Annotated in this window: 17 protein-coding genes and 1 pseudogene; 10 read left to right on the top strand and 8 right to left on the bottom strand. The window is 65.4% G+C overall.

Annotation, left to right across the window (positions count from 1 at the left end):
* Positions 1 to 379: 379 nt before the first annotated feature.
* The 6 genes from QZZ29_RS04995 (at position 380) to aroE (ending at position 6,704) form a co-directional block, all read left to right on the top strand.
* Complete coding sequence (locus tag QZZ29_RS04995; protein ID WP_291381860.1) at positions 380 to 1,120, top strand: FadR/GntR family transcriptional regulator; 741 nt, start codon at positions 380 to 382, stop codon at positions 1,118 to 1,120.
* Positions 1,117 to 1,440, top strand: a complete 324-nt coding sequence (locus QZZ29_RS04990; protein WP_291381858.1) for an SDR family NAD(P)-dependent oxidoreductase — start codon at positions 1,117 to 1,119, stop codon at positions 1,438 to 1,440. Before QZZ29_RS04995 ends, QZZ29_RS04990 begins: the two co-directional genes overlap by 4 nt.
* Before the next feature lie 226 nt (positions 1,441 to 1,666).
* Positions 1,667 to 2,425, top strand: coding sequence for an SDR family oxidoreductase (locus tag QZZ29_RS04985; RefSeq protein ID WP_291381856.1), 759 nt, complete (start codon positions 1,667 to 1,669; stop codon positions 2,423 to 2,425).
* Positions 2,426 to 2,662: 237 nt separating this feature from the next.
* Positions 2,663 to 4,219 (top strand): Re/Si-specific NAD(P)(+) transhydrogenase subunit alpha, encoded by a 1,557-nt coding sequence (locus QZZ29_RS04980; protein ID WP_291381855.1) that lies wholly within the window; start codon positions 2,663 to 2,665, stop codon positions 4,217 to 4,219.
* 5 nt (positions 4,220 to 4,224) lie between these two features.
* Positions 4,225 to 5,670 (top strand): Re/Si-specific NAD(P)(+) transhydrogenase subunit beta, encoded by a 1,446-nt coding sequence (pntB, locus tag QZZ29_RS04975; RefSeq protein ID WP_291381893.1) that lies wholly within the window; start codon positions 4,225 to 4,227, stop codon positions 5,668 to 5,670.
* Between the two features lie 179 nt (positions 5,671 to 5,849).
* The gene (aroE, locus tag QZZ29_RS04970; protein ID WP_291381853.1) at positions 5,850 to 6,704 is read left to right on the top strand and encodes a shikimate dehydrogenase; all 855 of its coding nucleotides are present in this window, start codon (positions 5,850 to 5,852) and stop codon (positions 6,702 to 6,704) included.
* A 70-nt stretch (positions 6,705 to 6,774) separates the two neighbouring features.
* Here the strand turns inward: aroE and QZZ29_RS04965 are convergent, their stop codons facing one another.
* Positions 6,775 to 7,629 carry a formate/nitrite transporter family protein gene (locus QZZ29_RS04965; RefSeq protein ID WP_291381852.1) on the bottom strand — a complete coding sequence of 285 codons (855 nt, stop codon included), beginning with the start codon at positions 7,627 to 7,629 and terminating at the stop codon, positions 6,775 to 6,777.
* A 429-nt stretch (positions 7,630 to 8,058) separates the two neighbouring features.
* Here QZZ29_RS04965 and QZZ29_RS04960 point away from each other — a divergent pair, with 429 nt between their 5' ends.
* Positions 8,059 to 8,955: an LCP family protein gene (locus QZZ29_RS04960; RefSeq protein ID WP_291381851.1), complete on the top strand. Its 897-nt coding sequence runs from the start codon at positions 8,059 to 8,061 to the stop codon at positions 8,953 to 8,955.
* Positions 8,956 to 8,985: 30 nt separating this feature from the next.
* Here QZZ29_RS04960 and QZZ29_RS04955 read toward each other — a convergent pair whose 3' ends face one another.
* Both QZZ29_RS04955 and QZZ29_RS04950 read right to left on the bottom strand, forming a co-directional pair.
* Positions 8,986 to 9,705, bottom strand: a complete 720-nt coding sequence (locus QZZ29_RS04955) for an oxygenase MpaB family protein (protein WP_291381849.1) — start codon at positions 9,703 to 9,705, stop codon at positions 8,986 to 8,988.
* Between the two features lie 201 nt (positions 9,706 to 9,906).
* Positions 9,907 to 12,381 carry a glycogen/starch/alpha-glucan phosphorylase gene (locus QZZ29_RS04950; RefSeq protein WP_291381847.1) on the bottom strand — a complete coding sequence of 825 codons (2,475 nt, stop codon included), beginning with the start codon at positions 12,379 to 12,381 and terminating at the stop codon, positions 9,907 to 9,909.
* A gap of 495 nt (positions 12,382 to 12,876) precedes the next feature.
* Between QZZ29_RS04950 and QZZ29_RS04945 the strand changes: the two genes are divergently transcribed.
* A complete protein-coding gene (locus QZZ29_RS04945) occupies positions 12,877 to 13,515 on the top strand; it encodes a PadR family transcriptional regulator (RefSeq protein WP_291381845.1) in 639 nt (212 codons plus the stop codon).
* Between the two features lie 36 nt (positions 13,516 to 13,551).
* On the opposite strand, the gene QZZ29_RS04940 is transcribed toward QZZ29_RS04945, so the two are convergent.
* Entirely contained in the window at positions 13,552 to 14,583 is a 1,032-nt protein-coding gene (locus QZZ29_RS04940; RefSeq protein WP_291381843.1) for a 2,3-butanediol dehydrogenase, read from the bottom strand.
* 333 nt (positions 14,584 to 14,916) lie between these two features.
* Here QZZ29_RS04940 and QZZ29_RS04935 point away from each other — a divergent pair, with 333 nt between their 5' ends.
* Both QZZ29_RS04935 and QZZ29_RS04930 read left to right on the top strand, forming a co-directional pair.
* On the top strand, positions 14,917 to 15,777 hold the full coding sequence (locus QZZ29_RS04935) for an ISAs1 family transposase (protein WP_291381841.1): 861 nt from the start codon (positions 14,917 to 14,919) through the stop codon (positions 15,775 to 15,777).
* Positions 15,768 to 16,106, top strand: coding sequence for an ISAs1 family transposase (locus QZZ29_RS04930; RefSeq protein ID WP_291381839.1), 339 nt, complete (start codon positions 15,768 to 15,770; stop codon positions 16,104 to 16,106). The genes QZZ29_RS04935 and QZZ29_RS04930 overlap by 10 nt, the downstream gene beginning before the upstream one ends.
* Positions 16,107 to 16,413: 307 nt before the next feature.
* Here QZZ29_RS04930 and QZZ29_RS04925 read toward each other — a convergent pair whose 3' ends face one another.
* The 4 genes and pseudogenes from QZZ29_RS04925 to map all read right to left on the bottom strand — a co-directional run bounded on the left by QZZ29_RS04925 (position 16,414) and on the right by map (position 20,948).
* Complete coding sequence (locus tag QZZ29_RS04925; protein WP_291381837.1) at positions 16,414 to 17,625, bottom strand: IS4 family transposase; 1,212 nt, start codon at positions 17,623 to 17,625, stop codon at positions 16,414 to 16,416.
* 24 nt (positions 17,626 to 17,649) lie between these two features.
* Positions 17,650 to 19,073, bottom strand: a pseudogene (locus tag QZZ29_RS04920) (AMP-dependent synthetase/ligase).
* Positions 19,074 to 19,224: 151 nt separating this feature from the next.
* On the bottom strand, positions 19,225 to 20,070 hold the full coding sequence (ppgK, locus tag QZZ29_RS04915) for a polyphosphate--glucose phosphotransferase (protein ID WP_291381835.1): 846 nt from the start codon (positions 20,068 to 20,070) through the stop codon (positions 19,225 to 19,227).
* Positions 20,067 to 20,948 carry a type I methionyl aminopeptidase gene (map, locus tag QZZ29_RS04910; RefSeq protein WP_291381834.1) on the bottom strand — a complete coding sequence of 294 codons (882 nt, stop codon included), beginning with the start codon at positions 20,946 to 20,948 and terminating at the stop codon, positions 20,067 to 20,069. The genes ppgK and map overlap by 4 nt, the downstream gene beginning before the upstream one ends.
* Between the last annotated feature and the right edge of the window lie 6 nt (positions 20,949 to 20,954).

Here is a 20,954-nt window from a genome sequence, read left to right as displayed (position 1 = left end):
TTCCGCGAAGTGAGTGAAGAATCCCCATGGGTCGAGCATGGCACATACTCCCGGCGAGGCTCCAGATTCTGTGGCGAGCTCCGCGACCGTGTCCGCCCGTGGCGCAGTGATGAGGAACCCCGGCTGTCGCATGGTGGCAATGTCACGCCGGGGCGCCTCGGTACTGATCCGCCGCGACCACGAGTCGTCGAGACCCGCTTCTCGCAGGCACGTCGCGCTATTGACGTGTCGCCAGGGGTGATGGGATGATCCTATCAATGACGCGTAGGCGTTGGAGGGGGATAGCGCATGAGCGCGTCCCGACTTGTCCATTGCGGTTGGCTCTAGCGGGAACTGGGGACCTCTTGTGACGTTGCCAAGGGTGAATTCGGGGGCTGGTTTGACTCGCCAGAGCCTGAGCCAAGCGATCGTCGAAGAAGTGCTGACATGGTTTGCGGACGGACGCTACGGCCCTGGCGATCTTCTCCCGACAGAGCGCGAACTCATGAGCCACTTCGGGGTGAGCCGCAACTCAGTCCGTGAGGCGATGCAGGCCCTGGTCTCGATGAAGGTGATCGACGTCGGTCCGGGGCGAGGCACACGTGTCGTGAGAACCTCGCCGGCAGGCGTCTTGTCGGCCGAAGTCGTGTCCGCGTTGCTGCATGGCAACACGCTCGACGAGCTCTACGAGTTCCGCCTGCTGCTCGAGCCGGGTATCGCGGCGCGCGCGGCGGAGAATGCCACCGCCGAAGACATCGAGGCCATGAACTCAGTTCTCGATGACTTTGAGGCCGCGATGGAATCGCATCAGCCCGTCGCGCCGCACGACATCGCCTTCCATCGCCTGATCGCCGGCGCTACCGGCAACTCCATCTACCTCAAGGTCATGGATGCACTGTCAGAACTCTTGACCAGTGCTCGCAAGGCGACTGACCTCATACCCACGGCGGTTCATTCGGCGTCGATTGACCATCGGTTGATCCTTGATGCCCTACGTGCCCGGGATGGCGAGGCCGCGTCACGGATCATGGGGGAGCATGTGCAGTCGGCGATTCGTGCGATGGGGGAGGCTCGGCGGCTGACGCTGGAGCAGGCAGCTACCGACACGGTCGCACCCCCCGAAGGTCAGTCCACACCGTGAGCGAGGAGCACGGCTGGGTCGTGGTCACGGGCGCGGCGAGTGGGATGGGTCTCGCGGTGTGTGAGAAGTTGCACCACCGCGGGCACTCCTTGGTTCTTGTCGACGTGGGCGGCGATGGGCTTTCCCGTGCCACGCGCCACCTCGCGAGTACCGGCTCAGCGACTACCGCCGAAGTCGTCGGCGATGTCGGTGATCCGGCGACGATGGAGAATGCCGTGGCGCGGGTTCCGGCTTCCGATCGGCTCCTGGGTTGGGTCAACTCGGGTGGGGTTAATGTTCCCGGAAGCATCGCTGGGACGGGGACGGGCCGAGCGTCGTGAAGGGCGCGGACTGTGACAGTGCCGACGGTCTGAGCGAGGAGGAACTCGCACGCCAGCCGCTCGCGGGGTCGGTGTTCGCGGTGGCCACCAACGCGCACGGAGTTCCCGTCGCCCCCTTCGCACGCTAGGCAGCTGTGTGAAACGACGCTGCAGTCCCGGCGGCGCGTGTTCTTCCGCGGCGCCTTCCGGTTCACACTGCGGCGGCAAACACAGGCAAGGTAGTGCCATGAATGATTTCGATATCAGCGGCAAGACGATGGTCATCACCGGCGCTACCAGCGGCATCGGCCGAGGGCTCGTCGACTACTTTGCCGACCGCGGCGCCGTGGTCGCGGCCGTTGGCGGCCATCGGGCCACGGCCGAGCAGCTGCGCGACGAGCTCGCGGCAAGTGGCCGTTCGGCGCGAACCTACGCCGCAGACCTGAGGGACGTGTCGCGCATCGGGCCCCTGTTCGACCGGATTGCGGCGGACCTTGGCCAGATCGACATCCTCGTCAACAACGCCGGGATGGGGCGGCCTATCCCGGCCATCGACGTGACGGTCGAGGACTGGGACACGATGATGGACCTCAACCTGCGGGCGGCATTCTTTTGTGCGCAGGCGGCCGCTCGCCACATGCTCCCGCGCGGCTACGGGCGGATCATCAACATGAGCTCACAGATCTCCGTGGTGGCCAACCAAGACGAGGTTGTCTATTGCGCCTCCAAAGGTGGTGTGAACCAGGTGACGAGGACGTTGGCACTTGAGTGGGGCGGCGCCGGAGTCGTTGTCACCGGAGTCGCGCCGACGTTCACCTACACCGCCGGAACGGCCGAGCGGCTCGACACCCCCAGCTTCCGAGACGCCGTCCTGTCGAAGATCCCGCGAGGCCGATTCGCGACGATTACGGACATCGCGGCCGCGGTTCACTACCTGGCCAGCGACGTCGGCGAGATGGCGAATGGGTCGACTCTCATGGTCGACGGCGGCTGGACGATCGTCTGAAGGGTCACAATGTGGGCGACCCGCTCACATTTTTCCCTCGCGACGCGTCTGCAATCCGGGTGTTGGTCCGGCGCCCATACGCTGGAAACGGGAGAAGTTGTGGGAATTTCGTCCGGGGTAACGTGACGATGATGCCCAGTAGGGTGTCGCTGGAGACAAGTCCGCAAACCCAAAGAGGCACCAATGACGTCTGTATCGAGCGTGCAGTCACCTGAGTCGGTTGAAACCACGCAACCCATGACACTGGGAATCCCGGCGGAGACCAAGAAGGGCGAGCGCCTCGTCGCTGCCAGTCCCAAGACGGTGGGCCAACTGGTGGCCCTGGGCTACGAGGTCATCGTTGAGAAGGGCGCCGGGCTCGAGGCGACGTTCTCGGATGACGACTACGCCGCAGCGGGTGCGACCATCGGTGACGCGAACGACGCGTGGAAGGCCGACGTCGTGACGGCGGTCAACGCGCCGGGAGCGACCGAGTTGGCCAAGATGCGCAAGGGCGCTGTGCTCATCTCGATGATGAACGCGCCCTCCAGCCCCCACTTCATCGCGGACCTAGCCGAGCGCGGCATCACCGGAATGGCGCTCGACGCCGTACCGCGCATCTCGCGCGCACAGTCCATGGATGTCTTGTCCACGATGTCGAATGTCGCCGGATACCGCGCGGTCATCGAGGCTGCGGAAAACTACGGCGGCATGTTCACGGGCCAGATGACGGCCGCGGGCAAGACGCTCCCAGCGCACGTCTTCGTGATTGGTGCGGGAGTGGCCGGATTGGCCGCGCTCGGCACCGCAGCGAGCCTGGGCGCCGAAGTGCGTGCCTTCGACGTGCGCCCCGAGGTGGGCGAGCAGATCGAGTCGATGGGCGCGACGTTCGTCCAGGCCGCGGCCGCTCAGCAGGAGGTGTCCTCCGACGGCTACGCGAAGGAGCTGTCCAAGGAGCAGGAAGCGCTCACCGCCGCCATGTATGCCGAGGAGAGCGCCAAGGCGGACATCGTCATCACGACCGCATTGGTGCGCGGCAAGGCGGTGCGCACCATTTCCGCGGAGATGGTGGCTGGCATGAAGCCGGGATCGGTCATCGTCGACCTCGCGGCTATCGGCGGTGGTAACTGCGAACTCACCGTTCCCGGCGAGCGCATCGTCACCGATAACGGCGTGGTCATTGTCGGGTACACGGATCTCACCAGCCGGATGCCGCAGCACACGTCGCAGCTGTTCGGCACCAACATTGTGAACGTCATGAAGCTCATGACACCCGGCAAGGACGGTCAGGCCGTTCTCAACTATGAGGACGAGGTCGTGCGCGGAATGACGGTCGCGCATGCGGGCGACGTGATGTGGCCGCCACCGCCGGTGAAGGTGTCAGCGGCATCCGCGGCGCCAGCCGCCGCCGTGCCGGTCGTTGACCCTGAAGAACAGGCTCGCCTGGCCGCCGCGGCGGTAGCCAAGAAGGCCACCAGGCGCCTGGTGGGATCTGCCGTGGCCGCTGTGCTGGTGATTCTCGCCGTCGCGTTCTCGCCCATCTCATTCGTGTCGTATTTCACGATCTTTGCGCTCGCCGTGGTGGTGGGCTACTACGTGATCTCCGGGGTGTCGCACTCGCTTCACACTCCGCTCATGGCACAAACCAACGCGATCTCCGGGATCATTCTGGTCGGAGCACTGCTTCAGCTGGGGTCGACGAATATTGCGGTCCTCGTGATGTCGTTCATTGCAGCGTCCATCGCGTCCATCAACATCTTCGGTGGATTCCTTGTGTCGTACCGAATGCTCGGCATGTTCCAGAAGGAGGCGTGATCACTGTGACGATCATCGGACTGATTCAAGGCCTGTACATCGTTGCGGGGATCATGTTCATCCTGTCGCTCGCCGGTTTGTCAAAGCAAAGCACCGCCCGTCCCGGAAACATCATCGGCATCGTCGGCATGGCCTTGGCGCTGTCCGCGACCGTCTGGTACTCCATCTACCTGTCTGCCGAGTTCCCCGAGGACCGCCAGCCGGTGTGGCTGACCACTGTGCTCATCGCGGCGGCGCTTGCCATTGGCTTGTCTGTGGGCGCTCCGATCGCCCGCCGCGTCGAGATGACGCAGATGCCGGAACTGATCGCCGCGTTCCACTCGTTTGTGGGCCTTGCGGCCGTGTTGGTGGGCATCAACTCCTTCCTCGCGGAGCGCGGCGGAGGCTCGCTCCACGTGGTCGAGGTGGCACTGGGCGTGCTGATCGGCGCGTACACCTTCACCGGTTCCGTTGTCGCGTTCCTCAAGTTGTCGGCGCGCATGAAGTCGGCCCCACTGGTGCTGCCGGGACGCAACCTCCTCAACATGTCGGCCTTCGTCCTGTTCTTTGCGCTGATCATCTGGCTCGTCGCCCTGGGCGACGGAAACCACACCCTCGGTCTGGTGCTCGTGGTCGTGATGACCCTCATCGGTTTCGCGCTGGGCTGGCACATGGTGGCCGCCATCGGCGGCGGCGACATGCCGGTGGTGGTGTCGATGCTCAACAGCTACTCGGGCTGGGCGGCGGCGGCGGCAGGTTTCTTGCTGGGCAACAACCTGCTCCTCATCACCGGGGCCCTCGTCGGCTCCTCGGGTGCGATCCTGAGCTACATCATGTGTCGCGCCATGAACCGCTCGTTCATCTCGGTGATCCTGGGTGGCTTCGGCTCGGACGACGGCGCTCCGGCAGGCGCGTCGGACGGTCCGGCTGGCGAGCACACCGAGATCACCGTCGACGGTGCGGTCGAGTCGCTGACGTCGGCGAAGTCGGTCATCATCACCCCCGGTTACGGCATGGCGGTGGCCAAGGCGCAGTACCCGGTTGCCGAGCTGACCCAGCGCCTGCGCGCGCGTGGCGTCAAGGTGCGGTTCGGAGTCCACCCGGTCGCTGGGCGCCTGCCTGGACACATGAACGTGCTGCTGGCCGAGGCGAAGGTGCCGTACGACATCGTCCTGGAGATGGACGAGATCAACGGCGACTTTGCCGACACCGACGTGGTCCTGGTGATTGGCGCCAACGACACCGTCAACCCGGCCGCGAACGATGACCCGACCTCGCCGATCGCTGGCATGCCGGTGCTGGAGGTGTGGAAAGCACAGCACGTGATCGTGTTCAAGCGCTCCATGGCCACCGGGTATGCGGGCGTGCAGAACCCGCTGTTCTTCAAGGAGAACACGGACATGCTGTTCGGAGACGCCAAGACCCAGGTGGAGGCCATCGTCGCGGCGCTGCCGGCGCTGCAGAAGGTCTAGGCAGTATCGCTGGGGCGCTGGGGCGCTGGGGCGCTGGGGCGCTGGCGCGCTCGGGCAGTCAGCAGCACTACCCGAGCATGCCAGGAGTTCCACAGGACACGCCCGCCATGGCGGGCCTTCAAGGCCACGTCAGACGGGATCCGTGGAAGAGTGGCCGCGCGACACGCAGGAGGAACGTCATGGCTCTTCCCGAGAGCTTCGTCAGCCAGTTGACCGGCCTGTTCGCGTCACCTGCGGCCGAGAACCCTACGGGCGCGATAGTCGAGGCCGCGTATCGCCACGCGGGTCTCAACGCCCGCTACGTGACGTGCGAGGTGGGGCCCGCAGGGCTGGAGGCCGCGGTGCGCGGCGCCGTGGCCATGGGATGGGCTGGCTTCCACTGCTCACTGCCCCACAAGATCGCCGTCGTCAAACACCTGGACGAGCTTGCGCAGGCTGCGGAGCTCATCGGCGCGGTCAACTGCGTCGTGATCCGCGACGGCCGCCTGATCGGCGAAAACACCGACGGGCAGGGCTTCCTCACGTCACTGCGAGCCACAGTCGAACCGAAGGGTCAGCGGATCGTGATTCTCGGCGCGGGAGGGGCTGCCCGAGCCATCGCGTTCGAGCTCGCCCTCGCAGGGGCTGGTCACATTCTCATCGTCAGCCGCCGCCGTGAGGTGGGGGAGGGTTTGGCACGCGACCTGCGCGAACGCACCAGCACCGACGCCTCCGCTGCGCACTGGCACACCCCATTCGCCGTGCCGGCCGATACACAGATACTCATCAACGCCACCTCCGTGGGACTGTTCCCCGACGTGGGGGCGAAACCGGAGATCGACTACAGCACGGTTGCGGCGCAGATGATCGTTGCGGACATCATCCCCAACCCGCCTCGCACCGCGTTCCTCAACGAGGTCGAGGCGCGCGGCTGCGAGGTGATCGACGGGCTCGGGATGCTGGTGAACCAGGCAGTCATCGCGATCCGGAGCTGGAATGGAATCGAAGCGGACGCCCAGGTGATGCGGGAAACCCTCACGGAGATCTTCGGCTGACTCGCGAGTGTCGTCTTCCTTCGTGAGCCGACCCCGGCTCGCCTGGATCGGTTTTGCCCGCTTGCGGCGGCTATGCGCCGATGTCTCGACCCTGCTTGCGCAGGTACTTCCGGTCGTCGTTGGCGTACGCATAGTAGTACCCGATGAGCAGCCCACCACCCACGAAGTTACCCAGCAGCACGATGCCGATGTTGCCGAGTGCCAGGCCGACGTCGACGCCGCCGTGGAGCCCGACGATCGAAAATACGACCGTGTTCGCCACCGAGTGTTCGAAACCCACGAAGGCGAAGACGAACACGCTCACAATCATGGCGAGGGACTTGGTGAAGTCGTCCTTGATGAGACCGTTGTAGACCAGCAGCATCGCGAGGTTGATCATGAAATTACACAGAACCGCGCGCACAAACAGGTCCGACCAGCCCGCGATCCCCTCGGACAGGTACGCCAGCTTGTGATCGACGGCGGTGTTCATCTGATCGCCGACCGCGCCGTCGCCCAGGGATGAGACGGCTACCATCACCGCGATCGCCAGTCCGCCGACGATGTTGCCCGCGTAGCACAGCAGCAGGATGCGCAACGACTTGAGGGGCGTGGTGCGGTGGTAGTACGCGCCGATGGACACGATCATCATGTTCGATGTCAGCAGCTCGGACTTGCTGTAGTAGATGAATACAAGAGCGAAACCGAACACGAGCGCCCCGACGATGCGGCCCATGCCGACGAGGTCCCCGCTACCGACGCCAGCGAACGCCGCGAGCACGGCGAAGTACGCCAGATACATCAGCCCGATGAGTGCGCCAGCCATCGCGGACCGCATCAGGTAGACCCGCGCAAGCCCGCCGCTCATCGCGGTCTTGGTATCGAGCGCGTCGAGCACGGTCGAGATGAAGTACTTACCAGGGAACAACTGGCCCTGGTCGGTCATGGCTCCAAGGTTCTCACGGAGTGTGGGCGGATGCGTGGGACAGACGTCGCCACCGTGTGAGGTGGGATGGCCTCCGCGCGCTTGACCGTGATGTCGGGGTGGACGCGCTAGCCTCTCTAGGTGAACAACTCGGGCGGCGATTCCAGCCAAGATCCACGGCGCCAACCGCCCACAGGACGTCGTCCCATGCCGCCATCTGTTCCGCCGAGACGCGGCGCCCAGCCACCCTCCGTGCAGCCGGCCGGGCGGCGCACGTCGGAGCCGGGCCCGGTGCCCCAGCGTCGGAGTGTGTCGTCGAAACCCGCGCCAGAACGCCCGCGAGCTGGCGCCGCCGCGCGTCCGCCCCTTGAGGACCGGCAGCCCTTGCCCCAAAGCACGGCGCCGGCGCCGGTTCCCAAGCGGCACAGGCTGCGCAACACGCTGGTCACGTTGACCCTGGTCGTCGCAATTCTTGTGGTGGGCCTGTGGTGGTGGGTCGACTCTCGGATCACCCACGTGGACGCCCTTACCGGAGCTTCGGATACGCCGGGCCAGACCTACCTGATCGTCGGTTCAGACTCGCGCGACGGGTGGGCGGATGACGGCACAGTCGGAGCGCGCACGGACACGATCATGCTGGTGCACCGGCCCGTGAGCGGGCCGCCTGCGCTCATCAGCATCCCGCGCGATTCGTATGTGGAGATTCCCGGCCACGGGGGCAACAAGATCAACGCCGCCTTCGCCTTCGGCGGGCCGCAGCTGCTGGTTCAGACGGTAGAAGGCCTGACGGGCCTCACGATCGACCGGTACGTCGAGGTCGGGTTCCTGGGCGTCATGGACATCGTGGATGCGCTGGGCGGCGTGGAGCTGTGCTACGACGCCGACGTCAACGACCCCTACAGCACCCTGGTGTGGCAGGCCGGCTGTCATCGGGCGGACGGCGCCACGGCGCTGGCCTTCTCCCGCATGCGCTACGCGGACCCCCTGGGCGACATTGGTCGCACCGTGCGCCAGCAGCAGGTGGTCTCCGCCGTGGCGGACGGCGTGCTCAGCACGTCTACGCTCGTGAACCCGAAGAAGCTCTTCCGGGTCGCCTCCGCGGGCCTTGACTCATTCAGGGTCAGTAGCGGCACTGGTGTAGTGGACCTCGCGCGGATGGCACGGGTGGTCAATGCGGCCAGGGGCCCCGATGCCGTCAGGGGCACGCCGCCGCTGGCGAGTCTCGACCACCGGATTGACGGTGTGGGTTCAACGGTGTTGCTCGATCCGGAGGCGCTCTCCGCGTTTTGGGTGGCGATAGCGACGGGGGAGTACCCGCCCGGGACGACCGTGGGCGGTGTCACGTAGCGCGACACCGACGCTGCGGGGCGTGACGCCCTAGAGCGTGGGGTAGTGGGGGAGCGACGCGCTCAACCCCCACCGAATCGCCTTGGTGGCCAGAGCGCCACCCCAGGGGCCGATGCGGCTGTTGGCGCCGCCCCCGAGCTGCAGTTCGGCGCGCGCCCACTCCGGCAGCAGCGCCACCGAGCCGGCCGCCAGGAGCGAGTAAGGGACCTTGACCGGGCCGGGCAGGGGCGGCTCGTGAAGCAGGAATTTCGCCGTGTCAATCGCGGCTGGAGTGGCCGCAAGTTCCGGCCGGTAGGACTCGAGACACTCCGCGAGCCCCGCGGTCGTGGTGGGCACATCGGTGGCGCCAAGCGCGACGGCCACACGTGCGACCTGCCCCACGTACTCGTCGGCTCGCGCAGCATCGAGGGGCCGAGCGCCAAAGCGTTGGTGAGCGGTCAGGAACGAGTCCACCTCGGCGACGTGGACCCACCTGAGCAGGTGGGGGTCGCTCGCCTGGTAGGGCCGGCCGTCGGGCGCCTTGCCCTTGACTCGGTCATGCACCGCACGGATGCGGTCGACCATCGCCTGAGCGTCGTCGGCGGCCCCGAAGGTCGTTATCGCAAGAAATGTGGAGGTGCGCTCGAGCCGGCCCCATGGATCGCCGCGGTAGCCAGAGTGACCCGCGACTCCCGCCATGGCCAACGGGTGGAGAGACTGCAGCAAGAGCGCGCGGAGTCCGCCGACCCACATGGAGGCGTCGCCATGCACCCTCCGGATGGCACTGCCTGGCGGAAACCACCGCGGCCCGGGGGTTTCGTGGACCCGCGCACGTGCCGCGTGGCCATCCTTCCCGGCGACCCTGGCGAACAACTCCTCGCCGACGCGTGCCCGCATACGCTCGAGGGGATGAGTTGCGGCGGCCATTCACTCAGTATCACCCCAGACGCTCGGGCGAGCGAACCAGCCTGGTCAGGAACTCTGACGAATCGGGCGTGCACCCCAAATGCGGTCCAGGTAGTCCTGAATCGATCGGTCGGAACTGAAGAAGCCTGATCGTGCCACATTGAGCACCGCTGAGCGGCTCCACGCATCGTGGTCCACGTACGCGGCCTCGACACGCGCTTGTGCGTCCATGTAGGCGCGGAAGTCCGCGAGGGCCATGAAGCGGTCGCGCTCTGTGAGGGACGCGAACATCGAGGCGACGGCTCCGCCGCGGTCGCCGTCGGTAAAGGCGCCCGCGGCGATCATGTCGAGCGCGGCCTTGAGTTCGGGGTCGGACTCGTAGAAGCTGCCCGGGACGTAGCCGTTCGATTGCAGCGCCGACACCTCGGGTTCACTCATCCCGAACAGGAAGAAGTTCTCGTCTCCCACGAGCTTGCGGATCTCGACGTTGGCGCCGTCGTCCGTTCCCACGGTGAGGGCGCCATTGAGCGCGAATTTCATGTTTCCCGTGCCGGAGGCCTCCTTGCCCGCAAGCGAGATCTGCTCGGACAGGTCGGACGCAGGAATCAGCCGTTCGGCGAGTGTGACGTTGTAGTTCGCCGGGAAGGCGACCTTGAGGCGGCCCTTGAGCGAGGCGTCGGCGTTGATGGTCCGGCCCACGGCGTTGATGAGTTCGATGGTCTCCTTGGCGCGCACGTATCCGGGCGCGGCCTTGGCGCCGAACACAAACGTGCGGGGAACCACCGACTCCAGCGGAACGCGACCGCTCTTGATGCCTTCATACAGCGAAACGATGTGGAGCAGCTTGAGGCTTTGGCGCTTGTACTCGTGGAGGCGCTTGACCATCGCGTCGACCATGGCGTCGTCCGCAATCTCGATGCCGTCGCGGGCGAAGAGGACCTCGGCGAAGTGCTTCTTGTTCGCCGCCTTGACCTCCCTGAAGCGACGCCTGAACTCCGCATCGTCGGCCAACGGTTCCAACTCCCGCAGCCGGTCCAGGTCAGTGATCCAGCCTTCCCCGATCGCCTCGGTGATGAGCTCAGACAGGCGCGGGTTGGACAGGCGAATAAAGCGCCGCGGAGTCACGCCGTTGGTCACGTTCGTGAACTTCTCGGGCCACATCTGGGCAAAGCAGCGCAGGACCTTCTCGGCGAGGAGCTGCGAATGAAGTTCCGCGACACCGTTGACCTTGAAGCTGGCCACGGTCGCGAGGTGCGCCATGCGGATGGCGCGCACCGGCTGGTCCGCAACGATCGACATGCGGCGCATGCGCAGCGTGTCGCCGGGGTAGCGGGCCGCCACCTCCTCCAGGAACTCGTCGTTGATGCGGTAGATGATCTCGAGGTGGCGGGGGAGCAGCTTGCCGAGCAAGTCGACGGGCCACACCTCGAGCGCCTCGGGAAGGAGCGTGTGACACGTGTAGGCGAAGATCTTCTGGCACACCGCCCACGCGTCGGCCCAGTCCCACCCGCGCTCGTCGACCAGCAGGCGCATCATCTCCGGCACCGCGATCACGGGGTGGGTGTCGTTCAACTGCCAGGTAATGCGGTCGGGCAGGTTTTTGAGGTCGAAGTCCTTGGGCAACACGTTCTGGAGGAAGTCTCGAAGCGACGCGGCGACAAAGAAATACTGCTGCTGGAGGCGCAACTCCTTGCCCTGAGGGGTCGAGTCCTCTGGGTAGAGCACCTTGGAGATGTTCTCGGCATACGTGCGCGCGCGCACCGCCTCCTCGTATTCACCCGAGTTGAAGTTCTGCAGGTCAAAGCCCCGTGTCGCCCTCGCGCTCCACAGGCGTAGCGTGTTCACGCGGCCGTTGCGGTAACCGGGCACCAAGTAGTTGTACGGGACGGCCATCACGTGCCAGCCGGGTAGCCACGCGCGCGCACCCTCCGCGCCGTGGAGCGCGGGCTCGGTGCGCCCGGCAAAATGCACCTCAACGGCGTTCTCCGGGTGAGCGATCTCCCACGGAGAGCCAAGCCGCAGCCAGTCGTCAGGCTTCTCGACCTGCTTGCCGCCCTGGAATGTCTGGCGGAAGATGCCGTACTCGTAGCGAATGCCGTAGCCGATTGACGGGATGTCCATGGTGGCCAGCGAGTCGATGAAGCACGCGGCGAGACGTCCCAATCCACCGTTTCCAAGTCCGGGTTCGATCTCCATGGCGCGCAGTTCTTCGAGGTTCACGCCCAGTTCGTCGAGAGCGCGGGTGGCGATGTCCTCAAGGTCAGCCGCAAGCATGCTGTTGTCCAACTGGGGGCCGAGGAGATACTCGGCGGAGAGATAGGCCACAACCTTGGCTTGGTCCCTGTACTGGTTGCGCAGCGCCTCCAGCCATCGGGTCGCCAGGTAGTGGCGCACGGTGCGGGACAGCGCCAGGTACTTGTCGTTGACCGAGGCGCGGTCGAGGTCGACCCCCTGGCCAAAGTTCAGTTCGTGGAGGAACTCACGAGCAAAACCTTCAACGGTGTAGACGCGGGAGGAGATCGGGGGATTCGTGTCATTCACACGCCAAAATCTAGTCGCTCCACGGGCCTTTGGATTCCACCGTGGCCATCTCGTGGGCGACACGCCGATATGCCTGGGAACCCGCACCGGGGACGCGCCTGCAGGCTGACGCCGGTGCGCTGCGCTTCGCGACCGATCCAGGTGCTGCCAAGGTCCAGGCGACGGTTGTGGGGATCGAGGTTCATGAACGTGGTCATCCCGGCGGTCATCTGTTCCGGTGACGGCACGGTGGCGTACCGGGTATGCCACCGCTCATCGACGGCGACGGCCGCGCGCTGGTCTCGGACGTATCGCTGAGAAAGGGGCTCAAGGCGCACGAGGAGATTGGTGAGGAGGGGCGTCTGCGCGAAGGCCACCCGCAGACTCTTAGGCTCGGCGTGCCGCGGGGAAAGCGGCCCTGAATCGGGTGAGGCGACGACGTCGCGGGAACTGTGCCTTGACCAGGGTTGTATCACGATATATCGTGAGTAAGTCATATGAGAGAGAGGGAACATCATGACGCACTCACACCAGAATTACGGATCCCGCGGCCTTCGTGGTGGGGGCCCCAGCGGCCCGTTGGGCCGTCACGCAGGCTTTGGGGACGACGACGAGCCTGGTCACGCAGGTGGCCGCGGCCATCGAGGCGGGGGGCGCGGGCGAGGACCCGGAGCAGGAAGAAGGCGTGGAGCGGGATCTCGCGGAGGCCGCCCACGCGGCGATGTCCGCGCGGCCGTCCTGGTTCTGCTCGCCGAGCAGCCGCGCCACGGGTACGACCTCATCCGCGCCATCGAGGAGCGCAGCGCAGGCGCTTGGACCCCGAGCCCCGGATCCATCTATCCGACGCTCCAGGCGCTCGAGGATCAGGGTCTGATCGCCATCGATACCGTCGAGGGTCGCAAGATTGCGTCGCTCACGGACGTGGGGCTGGCTTGGGTGCACGAGCACCCGGACGAGGCCGCAACGCTCTTCGCCAGCGAGGAGTCGCCTGTGGGTTCCTCGGGTCAGATTCGTGCGGAGATGATGGCGTTGCGAGACGCGGCCATGCACGTCGCGCGCCACCCCAGCCGCGACGACAAGGGCGCGAAAGCTGTCGAGATACTGTCAGGTGCCCGCAAGGCGATGTACCGATTGCTCGCGGAAGACGACGACTAGCGGCAATACCGTTCAATTAGGGTGCATTGGTGTAGTTCAGATCGACGGGTCGACGAGGATCTTGACCTGTTCGTCGCGGTTGTTCCGGAGCTCCTCAAAGCCCCCCGAAACGATCGATGCGAGGTCGATCTGGCTAGTGATCATCGGGGACGCCTTGATCTGTCCGCGCTCCATCAGTTTGAGCAGTTGCGGAATCTCTTCTTCTGCTTCGTAGCAGAAACTGAAGACGAGCTCGAGTTCACGAAGCAGGGGAGCGGCCATCTCGAGGCTCGCCGGGCGTTCCCATGCGGCGACGACCACGAAGCGCCCACGCTTGCGAGTGGCGGCGATCGCAGGGTCGAACGCCGCTTGAACTCCTGCTGTGTCGAAGCCGACGTCGGCACCTCGACCGAAAGTGAGGGATTGGGTGACCGATACGGCGTCTTCGGCGGTGGGGTCGATAACCCGGGTCGCCCCGAGCTCGAGTGCGGCCTGTCGGCGACGAGGAGACACCTCGCTGACGATGATCTCGCTCGCGCCTGCGGCGCGAGCCGACTGCAGCACGCCCAGTCCGATCGGACCGGCACCAGCGATGTACACGCTCTCTCCCGCCGCAACCCTCCCGCGACGCACGGCGTGGAAAGCGACGCCCAGTGGCTCGACGAGAGCGGCTTCGGTCAGCGATAGATTCTCCGGTACAACAAAAAGCGCGCTTGCTGGTACTGCGGCGAGAGGTGCAAGCGCGCCTGGACTGCGCAACCCTATGAAGGTTGGCGCGTCGCAGATGCCGGTCAATCCATGACGGCAGAGATAACAGACACCGCAGCCTGTCACACCGACGCCGGCGACACGATCGCCCACTGCGAAACCTCGTACCTCGCTGCCGAGTTCGACGATCGTGCCGGAGTATTCGTGACCTAGTGTCGTCCCTGGCACTGCAAAGATCGGGCCCCCAAGATACTCATGGAGGTCGGTGCCGCAGATGCCGGCCCGCTCTACTTTAATCAGAACGTCCTCGTGCCCGACAGTCGGCTCGGGCACCTCCTCGACCCGCACGTCTTCTGTTCCGTGAAATACCGCTGCCTTCATGATCGTGCTCCTTTGTCCAAGTTCTTCAATAGGTCACCGGTACTAGCCCGATTACGGGTCTAAAGCAAGTGCCCGCTCGTACTCTGCGGTGCGTTCCGGGGAGAACCCGCCGCCCACCAGGTCGGTCCCAAGGTCGTGGCCGAGCATCTCCTCAGCCCGCCTGAGTCGATAGCTTACCCTCAATCCACCGACCGGGTTGGTCGGCGGCAGGGCCTTTTCAAAGTCGTGATTGTGTTTGGTGGGTTTCTGACTTGTCGGCGTGGCTGCTTTTAATCGAAGAAAGCTCCTGTTAATCCGGGGTGTTCAACTACACCGAACAACAGGAGCTTTCCGTTGCTATCTTCTCTCACGAACACCCTGACCCGCCACTTTCCCGCGGAGGCCGTTGTCGGCGATCGCACTCCCGAAGTGGCGGAGGGTGCTGGTTCGTTGCGGCAGGCGCTGTCGAGGATGCCCGATCCTCGCCACCGTCGAGGTGTGCGTTACCCATTTCTGGACTTGTTGCAGATTATCGTGTGCGCGGTACTTTCCGGCGCCAGCACGTTGACGATGATCGCCGAATGGGCGCAGGAGACGGCGACGGCTCAAGGGTCCCCGCCGGGTACCAGGGTCCCGTCGCTGACCACTTTTCACCGCATAGTTTCGGGCCTCGACGCAGCCGCGCTGGATACGGTCATCTCCGAGTGGGTGCAGGCGCGCACCCGCAGGGCCAACGCCACCACCGCGACCAAGTCGGTGGTTGCCATCGATGGGAAAGAAGTTCGCGGGGCCAAGAACGGCGGCGGGCGCCGGGTGTTCCTGATGGCGGCGTTGGACCATGCCACCGGGACAGTGATCGGGCAAGAATCGATCGGACAGAAAACGAACGAGATCCCGCACTTCCAGGGCCTGATGGGCAAGATCGGGGATCTGGGCGGGGTGATCATCACCGCAGATGCCCTCCACACCCAACGAGAACACGCCGAATACCTGCACCAGCAGGGGGCACACTATGTTCTGACCGTGAAGAACAACCAGCGCGCTTTGCGGGCGCGGATCAGCTCGCAAACCTGGGCCGCCCGTCCCGTCCAGCACGTCTGCCGCCAGAAAGGACACGGTCGAATCACGACCTGGCAGGCAACACCTGGCAGGCAACCGTCCAGCCCGCACAGGAATGGATCGGATTCCCGCACGTCAAACAGACGATGCGTCTGACCCGCGACCGACACAATCACCGAACCGGTGAAACGACCCGCGAACACGTGTTCATCATCACCTCGTTACCGGCAGATCAAGCCACCCCCGGCCAGTTGGCCGACTACATCCGAGGCCACTGGGGGATCGAGAATCGGCTGCACTGGGTTCGCGACGTCACCTTCGACGAGGACCGCTCCCAAGTGCGTACCGGCAATGCAGCACACGTCATGGCAACAATCCGCAATTTGGCCATCAGCGTCCACCGACTTGCCGGAGCCACCAACATCGCCAAAGCATTACGCGCCACCGCGCGCACCCCCAAGATCGCCTACCAACTCATCAACTGACTTTGAAAAGGCCCTGGGTCGGCGGGGCTGATTCCGATTTGATCGGGTCTTTTGGTCGCGGGCGCGGCTGAGGGCCGGGCCTTGCTGCCCGGGTGTTCCACGTTTTGTCCCAATACCGTTCAATTAGATCACGATGGCTTGCTCGGGTGGTCGGTCTGGTTGGGGCCATGACCGGTGGTGTGATCGTTTGACGTGCCACTTCGTGTACTTGCGTTTGATTGCGCGCGGGTTCGCTCGCGGGCGTCGCTTGGGGAGGAGCCGGCGGACGAGTTCGCCGATCGCGTGGGCCCAGACACGGGCGAGGCTGTCAGGGCCGTGAGGGGGGAAAAGCGCCCTGTTGGGCGATGGAGCGGCGGCTGATCCGCAGCGCGGCGACGAAGGAGACCCGGTCGGGGTCGTGACTTGTATGCAGCGCGGCGTCGAACATCAGGGTGCGGATCGCGTAGTGGCAGCACAGGTGCCCCCAGATCTCCTGCAGCACCAGTTCTGGGGATTTCGAGCGCAGCACCTGGCGGGAGCCGCGCTGGTGGGTCTTCAGTTCGTCGAACGCGGTCTCGATCTCCCACCGCTGCGCGTAGCCGGCGGCCAGCTCGGTGGCGGGCGCCTGGTCGGGGTCGAGGATGGTGGTGACCAGTCGGTATGGCCCGGCGGGTTCGCGTCCGTCGTCGATGGTGTACTCGATCACCCGCACCCGGACCTGTCGCTCCCGGCGGCGGTCGGCCTGCGAGTCGAATACGTCGGCCAGGAAGGACCCGTCGGGCAGCTCCTCGACCGGGTTCAGGCGCAGGTTGTCCCGCACCCGCCAGAGCAGATCCGCACCCGTCGCCCCGGCGGTCTGCCAGGCGCTGAAGGAGTAGAAGCCGCGGTCGGCCAGACACAGCATCCCCGGGCCCAGCCTGCCCAACAGCTCTGTGGACAGTGCGTTCTCCGAGATCGTATACGGGCCGATCACCGCGTCGAAGATGGCGTGGGTGCCGCACTCGGCCAGCGCGACCACCCGCGCCTGCGGGAACGCCGAACGCTCACCCTTCATCACCCCGGGACGGCCGAAATGGCCATCGTTGGCGTGCGTGTCGGCCAGGTCCAGACAGGTCCCATCGATGGCGACCAGACGCCTGCCCGCCAACCAACACCCCGGCGTGCCCGGTGCGGCCAGCGGCTGCGCGACCCGATCAAACAGCACCGCCATCGGCTCCGCCCCCAGCCGGTTCCGGGCGTGGAAGATCGCCGCCTTGTTCGCCAGCCTGCCCGGCCCCTCCTTACGATGCGCCCATGCGATCCCATCCGAGATCAACGCCAGCACATCCTCATAGGAACCCTCCGAATGCAGCGCCATCCCCATCGCGAAGTACGCCACCGACCGCGCCGGCAACGACCGGCGACGCTGCTCCGTCCGGCCGCACTCCGCGATCACCGCATCCACCACCTCCGACGGGAACACCTTCATCAACAGACCAACCGACACCAGATCCGGCAACCGACGATCCGCCTCGGGCTTTCTCCAACCAGAACGAGGCATACCCCCAAACTACACCAATGCACCCTAATTGAACGGTATTGCGACTAGCGGTGAGCGGCGAGAGGTGGCGTAGAGCTCGTCAACCAGGTTCGCAAAGTGCTCCAGCACCACCTTTCGCCGGGCCTTCATCGACGCCGAGAACTCCCCGTCGGCCTCGGTGAGCTCCCGGGGGAGCGCACACCACGTGCGGATCGCCTCGGCCTTGGACACACCCTGGTTCGCCGCGGCGATGACCGTCTTCAGGTGTGCCTCGAGGTCGGCGTTTTCGGTCGCCTCCGCGATGGTCATGCTGGGCAGGCCGCGGGACGACAGCCAAGCGCGCAGCACCTTGGCGTCGCGCGAGATCAGGGCGCCGATGTAGGGCCTCCCGTCACCCACCACGATCACCTCTTGGATGAGCGGGTCCGGGCGGATGGCGTCTTCGAGGCCGGCTGGCTGGACGTCTTTTCCTCCGTCCGTGACGATGATTTCCTTCTTGCCGCCAGTGATGCGCAAGTAACCGTCCGAGTCCAGGCTGCCAAGGTCGCCCGTCGCGAACCATCCGTCGTTCAGCACCTCGGCCGTGAGGTCCGCGCGATGGCGATATCCGGCAAACACGTTGGGACCCTTGATGAGCACCTCATCGTCGTCGGCAATCCGCACGGTGCAGCCGGGCAGCGGCAGACCCACCGTCCCCACACGGGGGGTGTTCTGCGGATTGCACGTGGCGGGCGCTGACGACTCGGTCAATCTGTAGCCCTCGAGAACTGTCACTCCAAGTCCCGCATAGAAGTGCGCGAGCGAGGGGGCGAGCCGTGCGCCTCCCGACACGACATACTGCATGTCCCCACCCATGGCCTCGCGCACCTTGTGGAGGACCAGGGAATCCGCGATCCGCAGTTGCACCGCCGGCATCCAGTGAGGCTTGAAAGACCTCAGGTCGGCCGGAAGGGTCGCGGGCGACGGCGTGAAGCCGATCGTCATGCCGGATGCCATGGACAGGATCTTCAGGTGGCGCGCCAACACGTGCGCCAAGGGCAAGAACAGCAGGATGCGCTTGCCCGGGGATGTCAGCTTCTGTAAGTCGGGGTAGGCGGAGGCGTTGAGGGCGTGCTCCACCAAGTTGCGATGGGGAGTTCCACGCCCTTCGGGTTTCCGGTGGTGCCGGAGGTGTAGACGATGGAGGCGACATCGTCTGGGGCGGCGGCGGAACTGCGTGCCAGCAGCTCTGGATCCGACACCGACTCCCCGGCGGCCATGATGGCAAAGTCGAACAACGCCCATGCGAGACGAGTCGACGCCACGAGGCCCACGCCGTCGCCCTTGGCGATCCCGAGCGCGGCGATCCCCTTGGCCACGGCAGTGACCTGGTCGGCGAACTGCGCGAGGGTGACCGGCACCCACGGCCCCGAGGCGGGCTTGCATTCGCAAAACAGCCTGTCGGGGTGTTCCGCTGCTCGCTGGCGCATGAGCGCCGTCGTGGACACCTCGTCCCCGACGGCCACCAGGGCAGGCAATCCGAATTCTGTCAGTCCTGGCGTCTTCACCATTCGCATCCTCGTGCGCGTGGCGCCGGACGGCGGGACTGTGGTCCCGTTTTACCAGGACATACGCGATCGGCTACGGATCGCTTGTGGAAGCCTTCTTCCGGCCAGCCTTCCTCGCGTCGGCTTTCGCCTTCTGCGCCTCCGCCTTGTCCTTGGCCTCTTGACGCTCGCGGAAGTGTGCCGCCGCGGCGGCGGCGCCCACAATGCCAGCGTCATTGAGCAGTTCCGCCGGGACGATCGGCGACCGCAGCGCGAGCCTGGGTAGGAACTGGTCATGAGCCTTCGAAACGCCTCCACCCACGATGATGAGATCCGGCCAGATCAGGCGTTCAACCTCCGAGAAGTACTTCTGCAGGTGGCTGGCCCACTCCTCCCAGGCGAGGTCGTGGCGCTCGCGCGCGGACTCGGCCGCGTACTCCTCGGCGTCAATGCCGTCGATGAGCAGGTGGCCCAGTTCGGTATTGGGCATGACCTCGCCCTCCACGATGACGGCGGAACCGATGCCGGTGCCGAACGTCGCAAGGAATACCACGCCGTCTCGGCCGTGGGCGGCGCCGTACAGGTACTCGCCATATCCGGCCGCGTCGGCGTCGTTGAGCGTGTGAACATGGCGACCCACATAGTCGCGCATGACATCGTCGACATTGACGCCGATCCAGGACTGGTCGACGTTGGGCGCGAACTTCACCACGCCGTGCTGGATTACTCCTGGAAACGTGATCCCGATGGGCGTCTTCTTGGACGGTTCGAACGTGGAAACCACCTGCGCGACCGTCTTGCCGACCGCTTCGGGAGTGGCGGGCTGTGGCGTCTCGATGCGGTGACGCTTCTCCAGGAACTCGCCGTTCTTCAGGTTGACGGGTGCGGCCTTGATGCCCGAACCGCCGATGTCGACTCCGAGTGCAACGTGTTTGCTCATGGGACTGTCAAGACCTCCGGGCCATCGGGCGTGATGTAGATGGTGTTTTCGAATTGGGCGACCCAGGATCCGTCGCGCGTGACGACGGTCCAGCCGTCGTCCCACTCGTCGTTGGCCTCCGAGCCGGCCACCAACATGGGTTCAACGGTGAACACCATGCCGGGTTCGATGATGTCGTCGTGGTACGGGGCCGAGTCGTAATGCGGGATCACCAGGCCGGTGTGGAAAGCGGGTCCCACGCCGTGACCGGTGTAGTTCCTCACGGATTCGTAACCGAATCGTGCCGCGTACTTCTCGATCACCCGGCCGATCACGTTGACCTGCCGGCCCGGCTGTGCCGCCTTGATGCCGCGCATCATCGCCTCGTGCGTGACCTCCACCAGCTGGCGAGACTCCGGCGCACCCTCGCCGGCGATGAACGATCCGCAGTTGTCGCCGTGCGCACCGTTCTTGTAGGCCGTGATGTCAACCTTCACGATGTCGCCCTCCTGGACCACGGTGTCGTCGGGGATTCCGTGGCAGATGACCTCGTTGATGGAGGTGCACAGCGCCTTGGGGAACGGGGTCCGCCCGGCAGACGAGGGGTAGCCAAGCGTCGAGGGGTATGCGCCATGGTCCAACACAAACTCGTGGCCGATGCGGTCCAACTCGTCCGCCGTGACGCCCGGGACCACGTGCCGGCCCACTTCTGCGAGCGCCTGCGCGGCGATCTGTGAACTGATACGGATGCGCTCCACCAGCTCGTCGCTGTGAACGTCGCCGCCCTTCCAGGAGGCTGCGTGCCTCTTGCCCACATACTCGGGACGAGAGATGCTGGCGGGGACGGGGCGCATCGGGGAGACTGAGCCCTTAATGATGCCTTCGCGCGCGGGGGCCATACTGGG

This window comes from Demequina sp. (genome assembly GCF_016278765.1).
GTDB lineage: Bacteria > Actinomycetota > Actinomycetes > Actinomycetales > Demequinaceae > Demequina.
Note: the sequence above shows the minus strand (reverse complement) of the source record. Positions and strands in the feature narration are given on the sequence as shown.